15 protein-coding genes are annotated in these 16,798 nt (G+C 29.7%); 9 read left to right on the top strand and 6 right to left on the bottom strand.

Annotated features, from left to right (window positions below):
* Positions 1–2 precede the first annotated feature (2 nt).
* Genes raiA through ISS06_02080 form a run of 6 tightly spaced genes read right to left on the bottom strand, consistent with a single transcriptional unit; the run spans position 3 to position 8,051 of the window.
* A complete protein-coding gene (raiA, locus tag ISS06_02105) occupies positions 3–350 on the bottom strand; it encodes a ribosome-associated translation inhibitor RaiA (protein MBL7053974.1) in 348 nt (115 codons plus the stop codon).
* A 29-nt stretch (positions 351–379) separates the two neighbouring features.
* Positions 380–1,963, bottom strand: coding sequence for a 2,3-bisphosphoglycerate-independent phosphoglycerate mutase (locus ISS06_02100; GenBank protein ID MBL7053973.1), 1,584 nt, complete (start codon positions 1,961–1,963; stop codon positions 380–382).
* A gap of 9 nt (positions 1,964–1,972) precedes the next feature.
* Positions 1,973–3,568: a 2,3-bisphosphoglycerate-independent phosphoglycerate mutase gene (locus ISS06_02095; GenBank protein ID MBL7053972.1), complete on the bottom strand. Its 1,596-nt coding sequence runs from the start codon at positions 3,566–3,568 to the stop codon at positions 1,973–1,975.
* A 15-nt stretch (positions 3,569–3,583) separates the two neighbouring features.
* On the bottom strand, positions 3,584–4,861 hold the full coding sequence (gene eno / locus ISS06_02090; protein ID MBL7053971.1) for a phosphopyruvate hydratase: 1,278 nt from the start codon (positions 4,859–4,861) through the stop codon (positions 3,584–3,586).
* Positions 4,862–4,882: 21 nt separating this feature from the next.
* Positions 4,883–6,076, bottom strand: coding sequence for a phosphoglycerate kinase (locus ISS06_02085; protein MBL7053970.1), 1,194 nt, complete (start codon positions 6,074–6,076; stop codon positions 4,883–4,885).
* A gap of 1 nt (position 6,077) precedes the next feature.
* Positions 6,078–8,051, bottom strand: coding sequence for an O-antigen ligase family protein (locus ISS06_02080; protein ID MBL7053969.1), 1,974 nt, complete (start codon positions 8,049–8,051; stop codon positions 6,078–6,080).
* Between the two features lie 92 nt (positions 8,052–8,143).
* On the opposite strand from ISS06_02080, the gene ISS06_02075 reads away from it, so the two are divergent.
* Genes ISS06_02075 through ISS06_02035 form a run of 9 tightly spaced genes read left to right on the top strand, consistent with a single transcriptional unit; the run spans position 8,144 to position 16,796 of the window.
* Positions 8,144–9,442 (top strand): nucleotide sugar dehydrogenase, encoded by a 1,299-nt coding sequence (locus tag ISS06_02075; GenBank protein MBL7053968.1) that lies wholly within the window; start codon positions 8,144–8,146, stop codon positions 9,440–9,442.
* A gap of 57 nt (positions 9,443–9,499) precedes the next feature.
* Positions 9,500–10,294 carry a Gfo/Idh/MocA family oxidoreductase gene (locus ISS06_02070; GenBank protein MBL7053967.1) on the top strand — a complete coding sequence of 265 codons (795 nt, stop codon included), beginning with the start codon at positions 9,500–9,502 and terminating at the stop codon, positions 10,292–10,294.
* Positions 10,275–10,874: an N-acetyltransferase gene (locus tag ISS06_02065; protein ID MBL7053966.1), complete on the top strand. Its 600-nt coding sequence runs from the start codon at positions 10,275–10,277 to the stop codon at positions 10,872–10,874. The genes ISS06_02070 and ISS06_02065 overlap by 20 nt, the downstream gene beginning before the upstream one ends.
* Positions 10,861–11,820 carry a GDP-mannose 4,6-dehydratase gene (locus ISS06_02060; protein ID MBL7053965.1) on the top strand — a complete coding sequence of 320 codons (960 nt, stop codon included), beginning with the start codon at positions 10,861–10,863 and terminating at the stop codon, positions 11,818–11,820. Before ISS06_02065 ends, ISS06_02060 begins: the two co-directional genes overlap by 14 nt.
* Positions 11,821–11,827: 7 nt before the next feature.
* On the top strand, positions 11,828–12,889 hold the full coding sequence (gene wecB, locus ISS06_02055; GenBank protein ID MBL7053964.1) for a UDP-N-acetylglucosamine 2-epimerase (non-hydrolyzing): 1,062 nt from the start codon (positions 11,828–11,830) through the stop codon (positions 12,887–12,889).
* Complete coding sequence (gene murJ / locus ISS06_02050) at positions 12,889–14,478, top strand: murein biosynthesis integral membrane protein MurJ (GenBank protein ID MBL7053963.1); 1,590 nt, start codon at positions 12,889–12,891, stop codon at positions 14,476–14,478. The genes wecB and murJ overlap by 1 nt, the downstream gene beginning before the upstream one ends.
* Before the next feature lie 13 nt (positions 14,479–14,491).
* Positions 14,492–14,968 carry a MaoC family dehydratase gene (locus ISS06_02045; protein MBL7053962.1) on the top strand — a complete coding sequence of 159 codons (477 nt, stop codon included), beginning with the start codon at positions 14,492–14,494 and terminating at the stop codon, positions 14,966–14,968.
* Between the two features lie 3 nt (positions 14,969–14,971).
* Positions 14,972–15,901, top strand: coding sequence for a CoA ester lyase (locus ISS06_02040; GenBank protein ID MBL7053961.1), 930 nt, complete (start codon positions 14,972–14,974; stop codon positions 15,899–15,901).
* A complete protein-coding gene (locus ISS06_02035; GenBank protein MBL7053960.1) occupies positions 15,885–16,796 on the top strand; it encodes an AAC(3) family N-acetyltransferase in 912 nt (303 codons plus the stop codon). The genes ISS06_02040 and ISS06_02035 overlap by 17 nt, the downstream gene beginning before the upstream one ends.
* The last annotated feature ends 2 nt before the right edge of the window (positions 16,797–16,798 follow it).

Here is a 16,798-nt window from a genome sequence, read left to right as displayed (position 1 = left end):
ATTTATTTTATTGATTTTAATTTTCTCATTATTTTTTGAGTAATTCTTTTTCTGGTTTGAATAAATCCTTTGTATTTTCTTAATTGTTGTTTTAATTTATCTTCAACTTGGTCAATGCTATTTTGAAGAGTTGAAGAAGTGGCTACTCCCCGCAAAATCCTGTCTGGCATTTTTAAGTTAACTTCCAGACGAAAAGAATTTTCTCTTGGCCTAGTAGCTCTATAACTAGCATCTATTTTTGCCTCCCATATTTTATTAGAAAAATGTTCCAATTTTAGAAGTTTTTTTTCTAAAAGATTTTTTGATTCTTGAGTTAAATTAATTCCTTGTGTAAAATATTTTATTTCCATAAAAAAATTTAATTAATTATTATTTTTTATTATATTAAAGGCGTGCCAGTCATTTCATCTGGTTTATCAATGCCCATTATTTTTAATATTGTAGGAGCAATATCTGCCAAAACACCACTAGGTGTCATTGTATTTAGGTCTACTTGGCTCAATAAAGCATCTTCTTTTTTTAAACTATTATCAATAATAATAAGTGGGACTGGATTATTATTATGTTCTTTGTCTATCTCTCCTGTCCTTAGATTAACTAAAACTTCTGCATTGCCATGGTCAGACGTAATCAAAACAGCTGTATTATTTTTTAAAGAAATATCTACAATTTGTCCCAGAATTTCATCTAATGATTCCAATGCTTCTATGGTGGCAGGTAAATTTCCAGTATGGGAGACCATGTCTGGGTTAGCAAAATTAATTGCCACAAACTTATATTTTTGACTATCAATAGAAAAAAGCGCTTGATGAAGAATTTCATAAGCTGACATAGCTGGCTTGGCGTCATAAGATGAAATTCCTGGTGAAGGAATTAATTTCCTGTCTTCGCCATCAAAAGCCTGTTCCCTTCCCCCGTTTAAAAAAAATGTAACATGAGCATATTTTTCTGTTTCAGCAATATGCATTTGTTTTAGCCCCTTATCACTGATTACTTTTGCTAATGGATTTTCAATCCTAACAGATGGAAAAGCAATTTTTACTGGCAAATCCTGCTCATATTCTGTCATGGTGCAAAAAAATAAATTTTTTATTTTAATTGTTTTAAATTGTTTAAAATCATCTAAAACTAATGCCCTGGTTAATTCTCTGGCCCTGTCTGCTCTAAAATTAAAAAATATAACTGCATCATTATCTTTTATTTTAAATGACTCCTGGTTAATCTCTTTTTTAATAACAACTGGCTTTAATTGCTCGTCGTAAACTTCTTGTTTATACGACTCTTGAATTGCTTTCAAAGGGTCTGTGTATTCTTTTTCTGCCAACCCTTTAACTATTGCCAAATAAGAAACCTCTATTCTATCCCATCTATTGTCTCTATCCATTGCCCAAAACCTGCCTGATAAAGTAGCAATCTGTCCCACGCCAATTGATTTTATTTTATCTAAAACATCGTTAATAAATCTCTGGGCTGAATCTCTAGGACTATCTCGTCCATCTAAAATAGCATGGATATATACTCTGGTAAAGTTATTTTTTTTAGCCATTTCTAAAAGAGCATAAAGATGGTTTAAAGAAGAATGAATATTGCCATTAGAAATAAGCCCCATTAAATGAAGGTCTGAATTATTTTCTTTAGCATGATTAATTGCTTGTAAAAATTCTTTATTGCTGAAAAAACTATTATCAATGATTGCTTGGTTAATCATGGGCAAGCTTTGCCAAACAATTTTACCAGCCCCTATGTTAAGATGTCCCACTTCTGAATTTCCCGGCTCTCCCCAACTAAGCCCAACTGCCTCTCCTGAAGACTGAATAACCATGGACGGATAAGCATTTACTAATTGATTAAAAACTGGCATTTTAGCTAAAGAGATTGCATTTCCTTGACTAGGAGGAGCAACCCCAAATCCATCTAATATGATTAAAACTACTGGTTTTATTTTATTAGAATTGGTTATCATAATTTTTATTTATATAAGCAAACTTTTGCCAGTCATTTTAGCTGGTTTGTCTTGCTTCATTATATCTAAAATAGTCGGAGCAATATCACTTAACTTGCCCTTGTTTCTTAATTTAATTGTCTTGAATTTTTCATCAACCAAAATAAATGGTACTGGATTTGTCGTGTGACTGGTATGAATTTCACTGGTATCTAGGTCTATCATTTTCTCTATATTGCCATGGTCAGCCGTAATAATGGTAGTATAATTATTTGCTTGACTATTTTTAACTAATTTTTTTAAAACAACATCAAGATGTTCAATGCTTTTTATGCCTGCTTGCAAATTCCCTGTATGTCCTATCATGTCTGGGTCGCAAAAATTAACAACAATAAAATCAGGATGGTCATCTTTAATTTTATTTATTATTTCATCACAAACAATATCTGAATTCATGTTTGGCACAACATCATAGGTTTTAACATCTTTAGATGGAATAAGTTTTTGCTCTTCATTAGCTACTTGGCCAGCATGTCCTCCGTTAAAGAAAAATGTAACATGAGCATATTTTTCTGTTTCAGCAATATAAAACTGAGTTAATCCAGTTAAAGCAATTGGTAAACTATCCTTAACTTCTATTGATGGATAAGCAACTCTAATATCTCCTAAATCAGGACCAAAATCAGTTAAAGCTATAAAAAAAACATCTACTATTTTTTTTCTTTTAAAACTATTTGGATTTTGGCTATTAAATTCTATCTGACAAAATGCTTTGGAAAGTTCTCTAGCCCTGTCTGAACGCAAGTTCATGAAAACAACCAAATCATTATCATCTATTAAAGCAACTGGCTTGTTAACATGGTTAGTTATTACTGTGGGCGAAATAAATTCATCTGTTTCATTTCTATTATAGGCCTGCACAATTGCTTGTTTAGCAGTCCGGGCTTTTCTGCCCTTGCCCAAGACTAATAAATCATATGCTTGTTCAGTGCTCTCCCATTTTTTCTTTCTATCCATTGCATAAAACCGCCCGCAAACACTAGCAATTCTAACTTTTATTTTATTATTAAAATGTGAATTATGATTATTTTCTTTAAAATCTTTAACAAACCTTTCTAAAATTTTGACTGCTTGATGTTGTGGAGAATCCCTGCCATCAGTAAAAAGATGAAGAAATACCTCTTTAATATTCTGTTTTCTTAAAAGATTAATCATGGCCAGCCAATGTTCTGGAGAAGAATGAGCACTGTTTTCTTCAGTTATCAGCCCCATTAAATGAACTTTTGATTGATTGGTTTTTAAATATCTGATGCCTTCAGCAAAAGCAGGATTTTTAAAAAAACGGGTGTTTTTAATACTTTTATTTATTTGAACTGCGTCATCCTCTACTATTCTACCTGCTCCTATATTCAAATGCCCTGCTTCTGAATTGCCTATTTGATTTTTGGGTAAACCAACCCTAGTGCCATGAGCGCAAAGTTCTGTGGATGGATATTTATTTTTCAAAAAATCAAAAAAAGGAGTGTTTGCTAACTCAATAGCATTGCCTTGATTTGGTTCGGCCACTCCCCACCCATCAAGAATAACTAACATGACAGATTGTCTTGTCTTGGATTTATTTATCATTAATTTACAAAATTACTATAGAATTTGTTGACTACTTATAAGTTCTGTCTCTATTTCCATTAATCGATTATATTTAGCCACTCTTTCTCCTCTATTAGGAGCGCCTGTTTTAATAAAATCAGCCCCAACTGCCACAGCTAAATCAGCTATAAAATCATCATTTGTTTCTCCAGAACGATGAGAAATAACAATCTTATAATTATTATCCTGAGCCAAGCTAATGCATTTCATTGTTTCTGTAACACTCCCTATTTGATTTGGCTTAATTAAAATTGCATTAGCTACTTTATTATCTATCCCTCTTTGCAATCTCTTTATATTTGTGCCAAACAAGTCATCTCCAATCACTAAAAAATCATCATTCAAAACTTTAATTTTGGCTGTTAATTTTGGCCAAACATCCCAATCATCTTCAGCAAACGGGTCTTCAATTGTAAAAATAGGATATTTTTTAAACAATTTTCTGTAAAACTTTAACATATCATCACTAGAACGTTTTTTATTCTCAAACAAATATCTCTTCTTGTGTGTGTCATAAAAAACAGAAGCAGCTGCATCTATGCCAAAAAATACTTCCTTGCCTAACGAATGCTCGGTGAATTCTGAAATTCTAGCCAATAAATCAAAAACTTTTTTAGTATTTTTTAGTTTAGGAGCAAAACCGCCTTCATCACCAACCGCAAAAGTCAATTCTTTGCTTTTTAAAATATCTCTTAAAGCTGAAAAAATATCAACCCCGATTAAAACCCTATCCTTAAAACTATCTCCTCCCATTGGAATAATTAAAAACTCTTGAATATCCAGCCCTGAATCAGAATGTTTGCCACCATTAATAACATTGAACATTGGTACTGGCATTTTGTATTTTTCAGAATGTATTTTATATGTTTTTCTAAGATATTCATACAAAGGCAAATTAGCATCCTTGGCGCAAACTCTAGCAATTGCCAAAGAAACAGACAAAATAGCATTAGCTCCTAATTTGCTTTTATTATTTGTTCCATCAAGAGCCAACATGGTCTCATCCATTGATTGAATTTCTGCTGTTCCCCCCACAATGGTATTGGCTATTCTGCCCATTACATTGCTACAAGCATTTAAAACTCCTCTGCCTGAGTAACGATTAGGGTCATTATCTCTCAATTCCAATGCTTCGTATTTTCCTTTTGAGGCGCCAGATGGCACGGCTGCCTTGGCCTCAACCCCATTGTCTAATATTATTTTTGTTTCAATGGTTGGGTTTCCTCGAGAATCCAATATCTCTCGAGCAAAAACTTTTTTTATTTTAGACATAAAATATTAAATATTAAATAATTATTTATTGAATAATAATGGCTTAATTCCTGGCAAGCTTTCCCCTGACAAAAACTTTAACATTGCTCCGCCACCAGTAGATAAAAATACATTAGCTGGCAATTTATCAAAATCAGTAATCAAAGAAGAAATTGCCCTGATTATATCTCCCCCACCAATAATTATCCGAGCTTGTTTATTATTAAAAATTTCCTGAGCAATTAATTTAGTTCCTCTAGAAAAATTCTTGTTTTCAAATTTCCCCATGGGCCCATTCCAGATTATTATTTTAGCATTTTTAATATGTTTTGAGAACAGGTCAATGGTTTTATCCCCTATGTCTAAAATATCAAAATCATTATTGAAACTATTTAATTCATCTAATTCTAATAACTTGCTTTGAGAAGAATTATTTAACCACGCCTTAAAATCTACTGGAGTAATAATTTTTTTATGATTATTTAACTCATTGCAAACAGTTAACATTTTGGCTTCATAAATTGAACTGCCTATATTATATGTTTTAGCTTTTAAAAAATTATTAACCAAAGCCCCGCCAATTAAAACTGAATCAGCCAAGTTTAATAAATTTTTTATAGTGCTAATTTTAGTTGATATTTTTTGACCACCCATTAAAACCACAAAAGGATGTGCTTTGCTTTTTAAAACAGCTGTTAAAATTTTTATTTCCTTGTTAATTAATAGTCCGGCATAACTTGGCAAAAAATTGGTTATAGATGAAACAGAAGCATGCTGTCGATGAGAAACAGAAAAGGCATCATTAATATAAATATCTGCCAATTTAGCCAGCTGTCTAGCAAAATCAACCTCATTAGCTTGTTCTTGTTTATAAAAACGGAGATTTTCTAACAAAAGAACATTCCCTGCCTTTAACTTGCTTACCTCTTTAATAACTTTCTTTCCAAGGCAATCATTAACAAACCCCACTTCTTGTTTTGAAAACATTGCTACTAAGTAATTATAAAATGGTTTTAAAGATAAGGAAGATTGAGAATGCTTCTTTGGACGACCTAAATGACTAATCAAAATTACTTTGGCTTGTTTTTTAATTAAATATTGAATAGTTGGCAACACCAATTTAATACGAGTGTCATCAATTATTTGATCATTCTCCATGGGGCAATTAAAATCAACTCTTAATAAAACCTGCTTATTTTTCAAATCTTTTATTTGCTTGATTGTTTTTAATTCCATATTATTTTTTATTTAATTCAGTCAACCACTCTCTAGTAGTGGCTACTAATTCTGGGTCTATTTCTTCTAATGCTGTTAAAAATCTTTTTAAATTTGTGATTGGAGTAGCTATGCTAGTATCTAATTCCATGGCTTGCTTTAAAAAATCAACTGCCTGACTATATTCATTTCTATATCCATATATCCTAGACAACTCAAAGTAGACCTGCTGTCTTCTGGGCGATAAATTTTTAGCTTTTATTAAACATTCCTCTGCTTTATCAATATAATTTCTATTATAATTTGACCCCAACCCATATAATTGACCCAAGTATAGCCAAAGTCGAGCATTAAAAGGATGCTGCATAACACTTTGCTCATATTCCCTGATAGCCAGTTCAGTCGCTTGTTTTAAGGTTGGCAAATCAGCTTTTTCTAAATCCTTGTATTCAACTGCTATTTTCATTGACATCTGGGTAGCAATCTCTGGATTGACAAAACTCTGCTCTTGCAAAGATTTTTCATACCATGGCAATCCTGCTTTTAAGTTAATTATCTTAGTGGCATTATTGCCTTTCATGGCTAATTTTGACTGATAAAACGGCTTGATATTATACTCATACATTATCCAGGGTAAACATATAATAATTAAAAATATTAGTAATGGCAATGGAAAATACTTGGGGGCTGGTGTGCTAATTTGAGAAACTGGTTGTTTGGTGAAAAAATAAACCAATCCCAAACCAACATAAAAAACAATTAGAGCCGAGGGCGTATCAAACACAAAAAGATTTTGAATAAAATACGCTAAAAACATTAAAACTAAAAGAATAAAAGGAATTTTCTGTTTTAAATTATCCAGTATTTTTATTTTCTTAAATAATAACCAAAAAACAATGCCAAAAATTATCAAATAAGACAACACTCCCAAAATACCAGTCATGGCTAATAAATCTATTACTTGATTATGAGACCTATCAAACCAAGTAGCATTATATCCTTTGCTTAAATACCAAGGGTCATAATGTTTATTAAAAACAACATCATAATTCTCCCAGCCCCAACCAGTCAGTGGTTTTTCTTTAAACCCTTGCCAGCCAATCTCCCAAGATATTAATCTTGATTTTGAACTATTAAAAAAATATGCCAACCGCCTAACAAAAATAGGAGCATTTGTCAGTTGTGTTTTAATTTGAGGAATTTGAATAAGAATAAAACAACTAACAATAATTATGATTAAAAAACTAAGCCCTATTTTTATTTTTTTACTTTGAGAAAGAAATACCAACAAAATAAAAAACAAACACAAACTACCACCAAAAGCTAATATCACTCCCCTTGAAGCAGCTAGCAACATAATGATTAAATTAAAAACAACAACCAAACCAGCCAAGATTTGACTTAATTTTATTTTTTCTTTTAACAGTAGAATAATGGCCAGAAAGATATTTAACATTGAATATACTGCTAAATAAATAGGATTGCCAAAGGTTGAATTCATTTGCAATGCCTTGTTTTTTATCAACAAATCAAGGCCTAGCTTTTGACCCAGTCCATATACGCCGACTAAAACCGAACAGAACAAACTAGACCAAATAATCTTTTGCCAATCTTTCCATTGTTTAAAAATACTGGTTAAAATAATAAAAAAAGCATAAAAATGTAAAACACTGAAAAGTCCACTCATTCTTTCTTGATTTCCAAAAAAACTTTTAGAAATATCAACACCCGTAAACATTGTTAGAGTCAACATTCCCATAAAGGTTGTGACAGCCATGATTAGCGGATTCTTCCAATTTACTTTATATGCTTGATTATTAACAACAAGCACCAACCAAATAGCCAAAATTATTTCAACCATAATCTGAAAAACCAAGATTTTAGCAAAAACATATGGAAAAAGAACTTGCTTATAAACTAAAATAGGCAAAAATAAAATAATTATTACACCAATTTTAATTATTTTAATCAGAATTTGTTCAATTTTATCACTCATATGTTTATATAATACCATAATTAAACAAATAAACAACAATTGATTTTATTTTGTTTATTTGCTATGATTGTAAGACAATTTATTTAAAAACAATGAAAAAACTAACAAAACTAATCAAAAACAAAACAGCTAAAATAGGAATTATTGGACTGGGATATGTTGGACTACCCTTAGCAATCGCCTTGGCTACCAAAAAATTCAAAGTTTTTGGAATTGAACCAGATAAAAACAAAGTCAAAGCCATTAATAATCACAACTCATATATAAAAGATATAAAATCATCTGAATTACAAGCTGTTGTTAAAAATAAAAAACTAATAGCATCAACAAATAAAAGCATTTTAGCAAAAGTTGATGTTATTATTATTTGTGTACCAACTCCTTTAGATGAACATAAACAACCTGATATTTCCGCATTAAAAGAGGCAACTAAATCAATCAAAAAATACATTAAAAAAGGTCAATTAATAATATTAGAAAGCACTACCTATCCTGGCACAACTCGGGAAGTTTTATTGCCAATTCTAGCCAAATCAAAATTAAAAGTTGGTAAAGATTTCTGGCTAGTTTTTTCTCCGGAAAGAATTGACCCTGGCAATAAAAAATACAATGTAACCAACATACCAAAAGTAATTGGTGGCATTACTGCTAATGGAAGTCAACTAGCCAGCTTGCTCTATAAATCATTTATTCCTAAAACCATAATAGTTTCCTCCCCTGATACAGCTGAAATGACCAAACTACTAGAAAATATCTTCAGGATTGTGAATATTTCAATGATTAATGAACTTGCGCTTGTCTGTGGAAAAATGAACATTGATATCTGGGAAGTAATTAAGGCAGCCAGTACAAAACCGTATGGATTTATGCCATTTTATCCTGGCCCTGGAGTAGGCGGACACTGTATCCCATTAGATCCATTTTATCTGTCATGGAAGGCCAAAGAATATAATTTTTATACTAGATTTATTGAACTGGCCGGAGAAATCAACCAGCAAATGCCTCATTATATTGTCACTAAAATTATAACTGCCTTAAATAAAAATCAGCAAGCAATTAATAATTCTAAAATTCTAATTTGGGGAGTAGCTTATAAAAAAGATATTGCCGACACAAGAGAATCCTCTGCCTATCCGATCATGACTGATTTAATAAAAAAAAGAGCAAAAATAGATTATTTTGACCCCCATGTCAAAGAAATTAAAATAGGCCAGCAAGCATTCAAATCAATCAAATATACTCCTGAAGTTTTAAAAAATTATGACTGTGTTGTAATCTTGGCAAAACATTCTGGGTTTAATTATGATGTCCTTGCTAAGCAATCAGCCCTAGTTGTTGATACTAGAAATGCTATCAAATCCAGACAATACAAAAACGTCTTTTATTTATAACCAGCCAATCACTTAAAAAAATTATAAAACAAGCAAAACAAATTGAATTATAAAAATATGAACTATTCTATTATCGGAACTGGCTTTATAATGCCACGACATGCTGAAGCAATTTATTACACCAAAGGAAAGATTATTGACATAATAAATACTGCTCACGGACAAAATAACTGGCAAACAATAATTAAAAATCCAAAAACAGATTGCATTGTTATTTTAACCCCCAATGATTTGCATTTTGAAATGGCTTTAATGGCTGCTAAAAACAAAAAAATTGTTCTTTGCGAAAAACCATTAACAATTAATTTAAAACAAATAGAAAAATTAGCAAAATACCCAAATATTTTTACTGTCTTACAATTACGACATCATCCTAAAATTAAACAATTAAAAAAAGAAATAAACAAAAACACTCAATATAAAATAGAAATGGATATCTCTGCTCATAGAGATAAGTGGTACTACAAAATTTGGAAAGGACAAAAACAAAGATCAGGCGGTGTTCTTTTTAATTTAGGCATTCATTATTTTGATATTTTGATTTATCTATTTGGGACACCAATTGAATCCAAAACATTAACATTAAATGACAAAACCGGCACAGGGATTATCAAAGGAAAAAACTATATTTGTAATTGGAAAATAAGCACTGACACGCCAAAGAACAAGCAAAAAAGAATATTTAAAATTAATGGAATTAACTATAATTTCTCATCCAAAGATAATCTTTCTTATGAAAATTTACATAGAAATGTTTATCAAGATTTATTAAAAGGAAAAGGAATAACTCCTAAACAAGCGCTAAAATCAACTAAGTTAATAGAAAAATTATATGAATCATTGGCATCATAAAACTTCTGAAATATCAAATAAAGCAATCATTGGTAAAAATACAAAAATTTGGCAACACTGCCAAATACTTGGTAATGCCAAAATTGGGGAAAATTGTACTATTGGCCATAATTGTTTTATTGGCTCAAAAACAAAACTAGGCAATAATATTAAATTAGAATCCAATATTGATGTTTGGGACTTAATTACTTTAGAAGATTATGTTTTTGTCGGACCATCAGTTGTTTTCACAAACGACCCTAATCCAAGAGCCAAATACCCTAAAAAACAATATCCTCAATACGGTCAATGGCAATCTACTTTAGTTAAAACCGGAGCTTCAATTGGAGCCAATGCTACTATAATCTGTGGTATTACTATTGGCAAACATTCTTTTATTGGAGCCGGGGCAGTAGTGAACAAAGATATCTCTGATTATGCCTTAGCAGTGGGAGTACCTGCTAAACAAATCGGCTGGATTTGTGAATGTGGAAATAAAATAGAATTCAAAAAACAAGAAACAATTTGTAATATTTGCCAAAAAAAATACAAAAAAGAGAAAAATAAAATTAATTTAATTCAAAAAAATGAAAAAAAATAAAATTAAAATACTAGTAACAGGTGGTGCTGGTTTTATTGGCTCTCATTTAGTAGATGAATTAATTAACAAAAAATATAAAGTCTTTATTATCGACAATCTATCAACAGGCAAAAAAGAAAATTTAAATAGCCAGGCAAAATTTTATAAAACAGACATTCAATCTTCAAATATTTCTCAAATTTTTAAACAAGAAAAACCAAATATCATTTTTCATCTAGCAGCCCAGATAGATGTTCGTAAATCAGTCGAAGATCCAATCACAGATGCAAAAATAAACATTTTAGGCACATTAAACTTAATCAAAAACTTTAATCTCATAAATTCATCGCCTGAATTAAAAAAAATATCCAAATTTATTTTTTCTTCTTCTGGCGGAGCAATTTATGGAGATACAAATATAATCCCAACACCAGAAACTCATATTGAATCCCCTGTTTCTCCTTATGGCATTGCTAAATTAACAATTGAAAAATACTTGAATTATTATTCTAAAATATTTAATCTTCCTTTTGTGAGCTTAAGACATGGAAACGTCTATGGCTCTAGACAAAATTCACAAGGAGAAGCAGGCGTAATTGCTATTTTTTGTAATAAAATGTTAACAAATGAACAACCAACAATAAATGGTGATGGCCAACAAACTCGTGACTATGTTTTTGTCAAAGATGTAGTAAGAGCAAATATGGATGTATTTGAAAAAAACATAACCGGCATATTCAATATTGGCACTTCAAAACAAACAGATGTCAATACTATCTTCAAAAAAATACAAGAAAATTTAAAAACAAATTTTAAAGAAAAACACGGACCAAAATTACCAGGCGAACAAATAACAAGCTGCCTTGATTACACCCAAGCCAAGAAAACATTTAATTGGGAACCTAAATACGACATGGAAAAAGGGCTAAAACAAACCATCAAGTGGTTCAAAAAATCATATGACTAAACAAAAGATAAAAATTATATGTGTTGCCGCCGCAAGACCAAATTTCATGAAAATCGCCCCTTTAATGGAGGAGTTTAAAAAGCACAAACAATTTAACCCTATTCTGATTCACACTGGTCAACATTATGACTATAATATGTCTGGCTCCTTTTTTAAAGAACTAAAAATTTCTAAACCAAAATATAACTTAGGCATTAAGGCGGGATTACACGGAGAACAAACTGGTAAAACCATGATTGAGTTTGAAAAGATTTGCTTAAAAGAAAAACCTAATTTAGTTATTGTGGTTGGTGATGTTAATGCTACGGTTGCCTGCGCTTTAGTAGCCACCAAACTTCAAATAAAAGTAGCTCATGTAGAAGCTGGCTTAAGAAGCTTTGATAAAAACATGCCAGAAGAAATAAATCGCATTCTAACTGATCATATTTCTGATTATCTATTTTGTCCAACAAAAACAGCAGTTATACATTTAAAAAAAGAAGGTATTTTTAAAAATGTCTATAATGTCGGAGACATTATGTATGATGTTTTTTTAAAGAATATAAAAATGGCTGAAAGAAAATCAAAAATACTAACAATACTGAGTTTGCAACCCAAGAAATATTATCTTGCAACTATTCATAGAGCAGAAAATACAAATGATAGAAATAAAATGAAAGAAATTTTTAACGCTTTTTGTGAAATTAAGAATATAGTCCTTCCCTGTCACCCTCGTGCAGAAAAATATCTGAGAGAATATAAACTATTGGATAAAGTTAATAAAAAAATAAATATTATTAAACCAATAGGATATCTTGACATGATATGGCTTTTAAAAAATGCCAAAAAAGTAATCACTGATTCTGGCGGATTACAAAAAGAGGCATATTTTACCAAAACCCCATGCATAACACTCCGAGACCAAACAGAATGGCCAGAAACATTAAACAATGAATGGAATAAATTAGTAAAAATAGAAGAAAAAATAATATTAAAAAACATACTCTCTTCTCAAACTCCTAAAATACAAAAAAACTATTTTGGAAATGGAAAAACATCAAAACAAATTGTAAAAACACTTATATTATAATGACAAAAAATAGAAAATTTATTTTAAAAAGAAAAAATCATAATATCTTTAAAAAACAAAATATAGCCCAAGCAACTATTTTAATTTCTATTTTTTTGTTTTTAACTAAAATAATTGGCTATTTTAGAGAAATACTTATTGCTAAATACTTTGGCACCTCTTCGCAAACTGATGCCTTTTTAGTAGCACTAATGATCCCTTTGTCAATTATGGGGTTAATATCAGGTGGATTAGGGACCTTAATTATCCCTATTTATTTAAAAAAAACAAAAGAAAACCTTGAAAAAGCAAAAATATTTATTAATCAAATATTTTTTATCTGGATTATAATTACTTCCATACTTTGTTTTGGAATATATTTATTTACTCCTTTTTTCGTCAAGTTATTTGCTTATGGATTTGATAAAGAAAGATTTAATTTAACAATAAAGCTCACTAAATACTTGATTCCAATGGGATTCATGACTGTATTTATTGGCTTTTTTACTGGAATCTTTCAAGCAAAAAAACAATTTCTATACCCAATATTGATTGGATTTATTGGAAATATTATAATTGTTCTTTCTTTAATATTATTTACAAATAATATAGGGATAAATAGCTGGGTCTACGGAGTATTGCTTTCCTCGTGTTTTTCTTTCTTGTTGCTTTTTTTATTTTTATACAAAAAATGGAATTTTTTTAAAAAATTTAATTTAAAAAAATGGCAAAAAAAAGAAATAAAAAACTTTTTAATTATTCTTTTACCATTAATCTTAATTAGTGGATTAAATACGTTGAATCAATTAATAGACAAAATAATTGCTTCTACTCTCTCTGTTGGGTCTATAGCAATTTTAAACTTTGCTCAAAGAATATACACCATTCCATTAGGCCTTCTAATGATACCATTGACTATTGCTATTTTTCCAACATTTTCTTCTATGGCAATAAATTCAAACAAGAAAAAAGATTATAGTAAAATATTAAAAAAAGCAATCAATTTTTCTTGGTCTATAATAATCCCAATTTCTGTAATAATGATTGTGTTAGCTGAACCAATCACAAAATTTTTATTTCAAAGAGGAGCATTTACGAATACAAGCACGCAATTAACATATCCAACCGTTATAATGTATTTAATTGGATTATTCGCAATATCTGCAAATTATTTTTTAACTAAAATATTTTATTCCTTTAAAAATACAAAAACACCATTAATATTGTCTGCCATAATAATTAGCATAAATATCGTTGCAAATATTATTTTATCAAAAATACTTGGAGTAAAAGGAATTGCACTGGCAACATCGATTGCCTCAATCACTGGATTTATTCTTTACTATCAGGTGATAAAAAATAAATATTTTAAAAATGAAGATTTTAAAATATCATGGAAAAAAATATTAAAAATAATCCCACTATCTATTTTGCTTGGGGCAATATCATTACTTCTAAAGCCTTATCTTCTCTCATATTCTAGTGGCGTTATTCCTTTTGGGTTTAAATTTATTATTTCTGGAATTATTCTTGCTACATTCTATTATTTCTTTGCACAATTATTAAAAATACAAGAAATAAAAATTATTAAAAATTATTTAAAAAATTAATAAAAATAAAAAAATGAAAACAGAAAAATATAAATCATATGCATTTGGACGATATTTTGAAGAATTTAATGTTGGAGATGTTTTTGAGCATTTACCAAAAAAAACTATTACCGAATCTGATAATAATTTATTCTCATTATTAACAATGAATCATCATCCAATACATCTTGATATTGAATACGCAAAATTATCACAACATAAACAAATTCTTGTTATCGGAACACTGATTTTCTCCTTAACTGTTGGATTGTCTGTAAGGGATATAAGTGGTAAAGCTATTGCTAATTTAAGCTATGACAAAATAATACATAAACATCCTGTATTTATTAATGACACAATAAAAGCAAAGTCAACTGTGCTAAAAAAAAGAAAGTCAAAAAGCAAGAATGACAGAGGGATTATACATATTAAAACATCAGCATATAATCAAAAAAATAAAGAAGTACTAACATTTGAAAGAACAATATTGATTTCTAAAAAAAATAAATAAAAAATTATGAAAAAAAAATATTCAAAAAAATTAATAATAAGAACCCTTTTATTCAGTGCTGGGCATAATGAAAAATACATTAAAAAAGCATTTTCTACTAATGCAGATGTAGTGGTTCTGGACCTTGAAGATGCAACTCCTAAAAACAGTAAAAGCAAAGCAAGGAAAATGATCAAAAAAGTCCTAGAATCTAATATTGTAGATAATCGGCCAATTTATGTTAGGGTCAATTCAATAGAAAGTGGCTTTTTGTCAAAAGACATAAATGCTATAGCATCTAAAAATCTTACTGGATTTGTATTCCCAAAAATCTATAATACAAAATGCATTAAATTATTCAGTGAAAAATTGGCCACCAAAGAAAAAGAGTTAAAACTGCCTATAGGATACTTTAATATTATAGCGCTTATTGAGACTCCTGAAGCTGTCCTTGATGTTTATAACATAGCTTTTTCGTCACCCAGAATAAAAGGACTCCTTTTTGGGAGTGAAGATTTTTTGCAAGAAACAGAAGGTGAACATAATTCTATCGGAACATCAATATTAGTCCCAAGACACATGATTTCTATGGCTGCCAAAGCAGCAAAAATATCAGCAATTGATACACCTTATGTTGATATAGGTAATTTTGAAGGCCTAAAAGAACATATTAAACAAGCAAAACAAGTAGGATTCGAAGGCATGTTAGTCATGTCTCCTCGCGAAATTCCAATAGTAGAAAAACTATATACTCCTTCAAAAAAAGAAATAACAGAAGCTCAAGAAATTATTAAATTACACAACAGAGCAATAAAAACAAATAGAGGCATAGCAGTATATAATAATATTTTTATTTCTCCACCAACAATTGAAAAAGCAAAGAAAACAATTAACAAGCACAAAGCAATAATTTCTTTTCAAAATTATAGAAAAAATAATGAAACAAAAACATAAACATAACAAGGAAACAATAATAAAAGATCTATATAATTTAGGACTCAAAAAGGGAGATCTAGTTAACCTGAAAGTTTCAATGAAATCAATTGGACCAATTAAAGGAGGGGCCAATACGTTGATTGAAGCGCTTCTTGATATAATTGGAGAAACGGGCACCATTGTCTCTGAAGCTTTTGTTTCTTGCTATAAACTCCCTCTTTCAAAGAAAAATTGGAAGAAAATTAGCAACAATAAAACACATTCATATGCTGGAATATTTGTTAATACAATGGTAAATCATCCAAAAATGTTTCGTAGTCATCACCCAATTCAAAAATTTGTAGCAATAGGGCATGATGCCAAGAACTTGATGCAAAATCATACAGCAAATAATTTTGCTTATAATCCATTACGGATAATGTCAAATAAAAATGCAAAAAATTTAAATATAGGAAAAGATAACAAGATAGTCGGGGTTGGGACAACTCATGTAGCAATAAAATTAGCCGGGTTAAAACAAAAAAAACAACGCAATTTAGGAATAAATTATATTAATAAAAATGGTGATATTAAACTTTTTAAAATTAATTGGCCAGAAGCATGTGTTTCTGGTTTTAGAAAGTTTTTGCCATTATATAAAAATTTTAATGCAATTTTATCTGAAGGAAAATTAGGAGATGCTTATGCAAAAACAACTAGTATGAAAAAAACTTTAAAGATAGAAATAACCAAACTTTTAAAAACTCCTGAGTTTATTCTTTGCTATAACCCTGGATGCAAAAGCTGTAGATTAAAATGGACATTTTCTAAAGGAAACTATATTATGGTAAATTTTTATAATATAATGAATAAAATAAAAAATAATTCCTTAAAACAAATAATATCCATGATCATATATAAAATTAAAAAATAAAT

Source organism: Patescibacteria group bacterium (genome assembly GCA_016784145.1).
Lineage (GTDB): Bacteria > Patescibacteriota > Patescibacteriia > UBA2591 > UBA6264 > BS150m-G65.
Note: the sequence above shows the minus strand (reverse complement) of the source record. Positions and strands in the feature narration are given on the sequence as shown.

Coding starts and splice junctions, on each gene's coding strand:
- raiA (MBL7053974.1), bottom strand. CDS start 350: ATGGAAATAAAATATTTTACACAAGGAATTAATTTAACTCAAGAATCA.
- ISS06_02100 (MBL7053973.1), bottom strand. CDS start 1,963: ATGATAACCAATTCTAATAAAATAAAACCAGTAGTTTTAATCATATTA.
- ISS06_02095 (MBL7053972.1), bottom strand. CDS start 3,568: ATGATAAATAAATCCAAGACAAGACAATCTGTCATGTTAGTTATTCTT.
- eno (MBL7053971.1), bottom strand. CDS start 4,861: ATGTCTAAAATAAAAAAAGTTTTTGCTCGAGAGATATTGGATTCTCGA.
- ISS06_02085 (MBL7053970.1), bottom strand. CDS start 6,076: ATGGAATTAAAAACAATCAAGCAAATAAAAGATTTGAAAAATAAGCAG.
- ISS06_02080 (MBL7053969.1), bottom strand. CDS start 8,051: ATGAGTGATAAAATTGAACAAATTCTGATTAAAATAATTAAAATTGGT.
- ISS06_02075 (MBL7053968.1), top strand. CDS start 8,144: ATGAAAAAACTAACAAAACTAATCAAAAACAAAACAGCTAAAATAGGA.
- ISS06_02070 (MBL7053967.1), top strand. CDS start 9,500: ATGAACTATTCTATTATCGGAACTGGCTTTATAATGCCACGACATGCT.
- ISS06_02065 (MBL7053966.1), top strand. CDS start 10,275: ATGAATCATTGGCATCATAAAACTTCTGAAATATCAAATAAAGCAATC.
- ISS06_02060 (MBL7053965.1), top strand. CDS start 10,861: ATGAAAAAAAATAAAATTAAAATACTAGTAACAGGTGGTGCTGGTTTT.
- murJ (MBL7053963.1), top strand. CDS start 12,889: ATGACAAAAAATAGAAAATTTATTTTAAAAAGAAAAAATCATAATATC.
- ISS06_02045 (MBL7053962.1), top strand. CDS start 14,492: ATGAAAACAGAAAAATATAAATCATATGCATTTGGACGATATTTTGAA.
- ISS06_02035 (MBL7053960.1), top strand. CDS start 15,885: ATGAAACAAAAACATAAACATAACAAGGAAACAATAATAAAAGATCTA.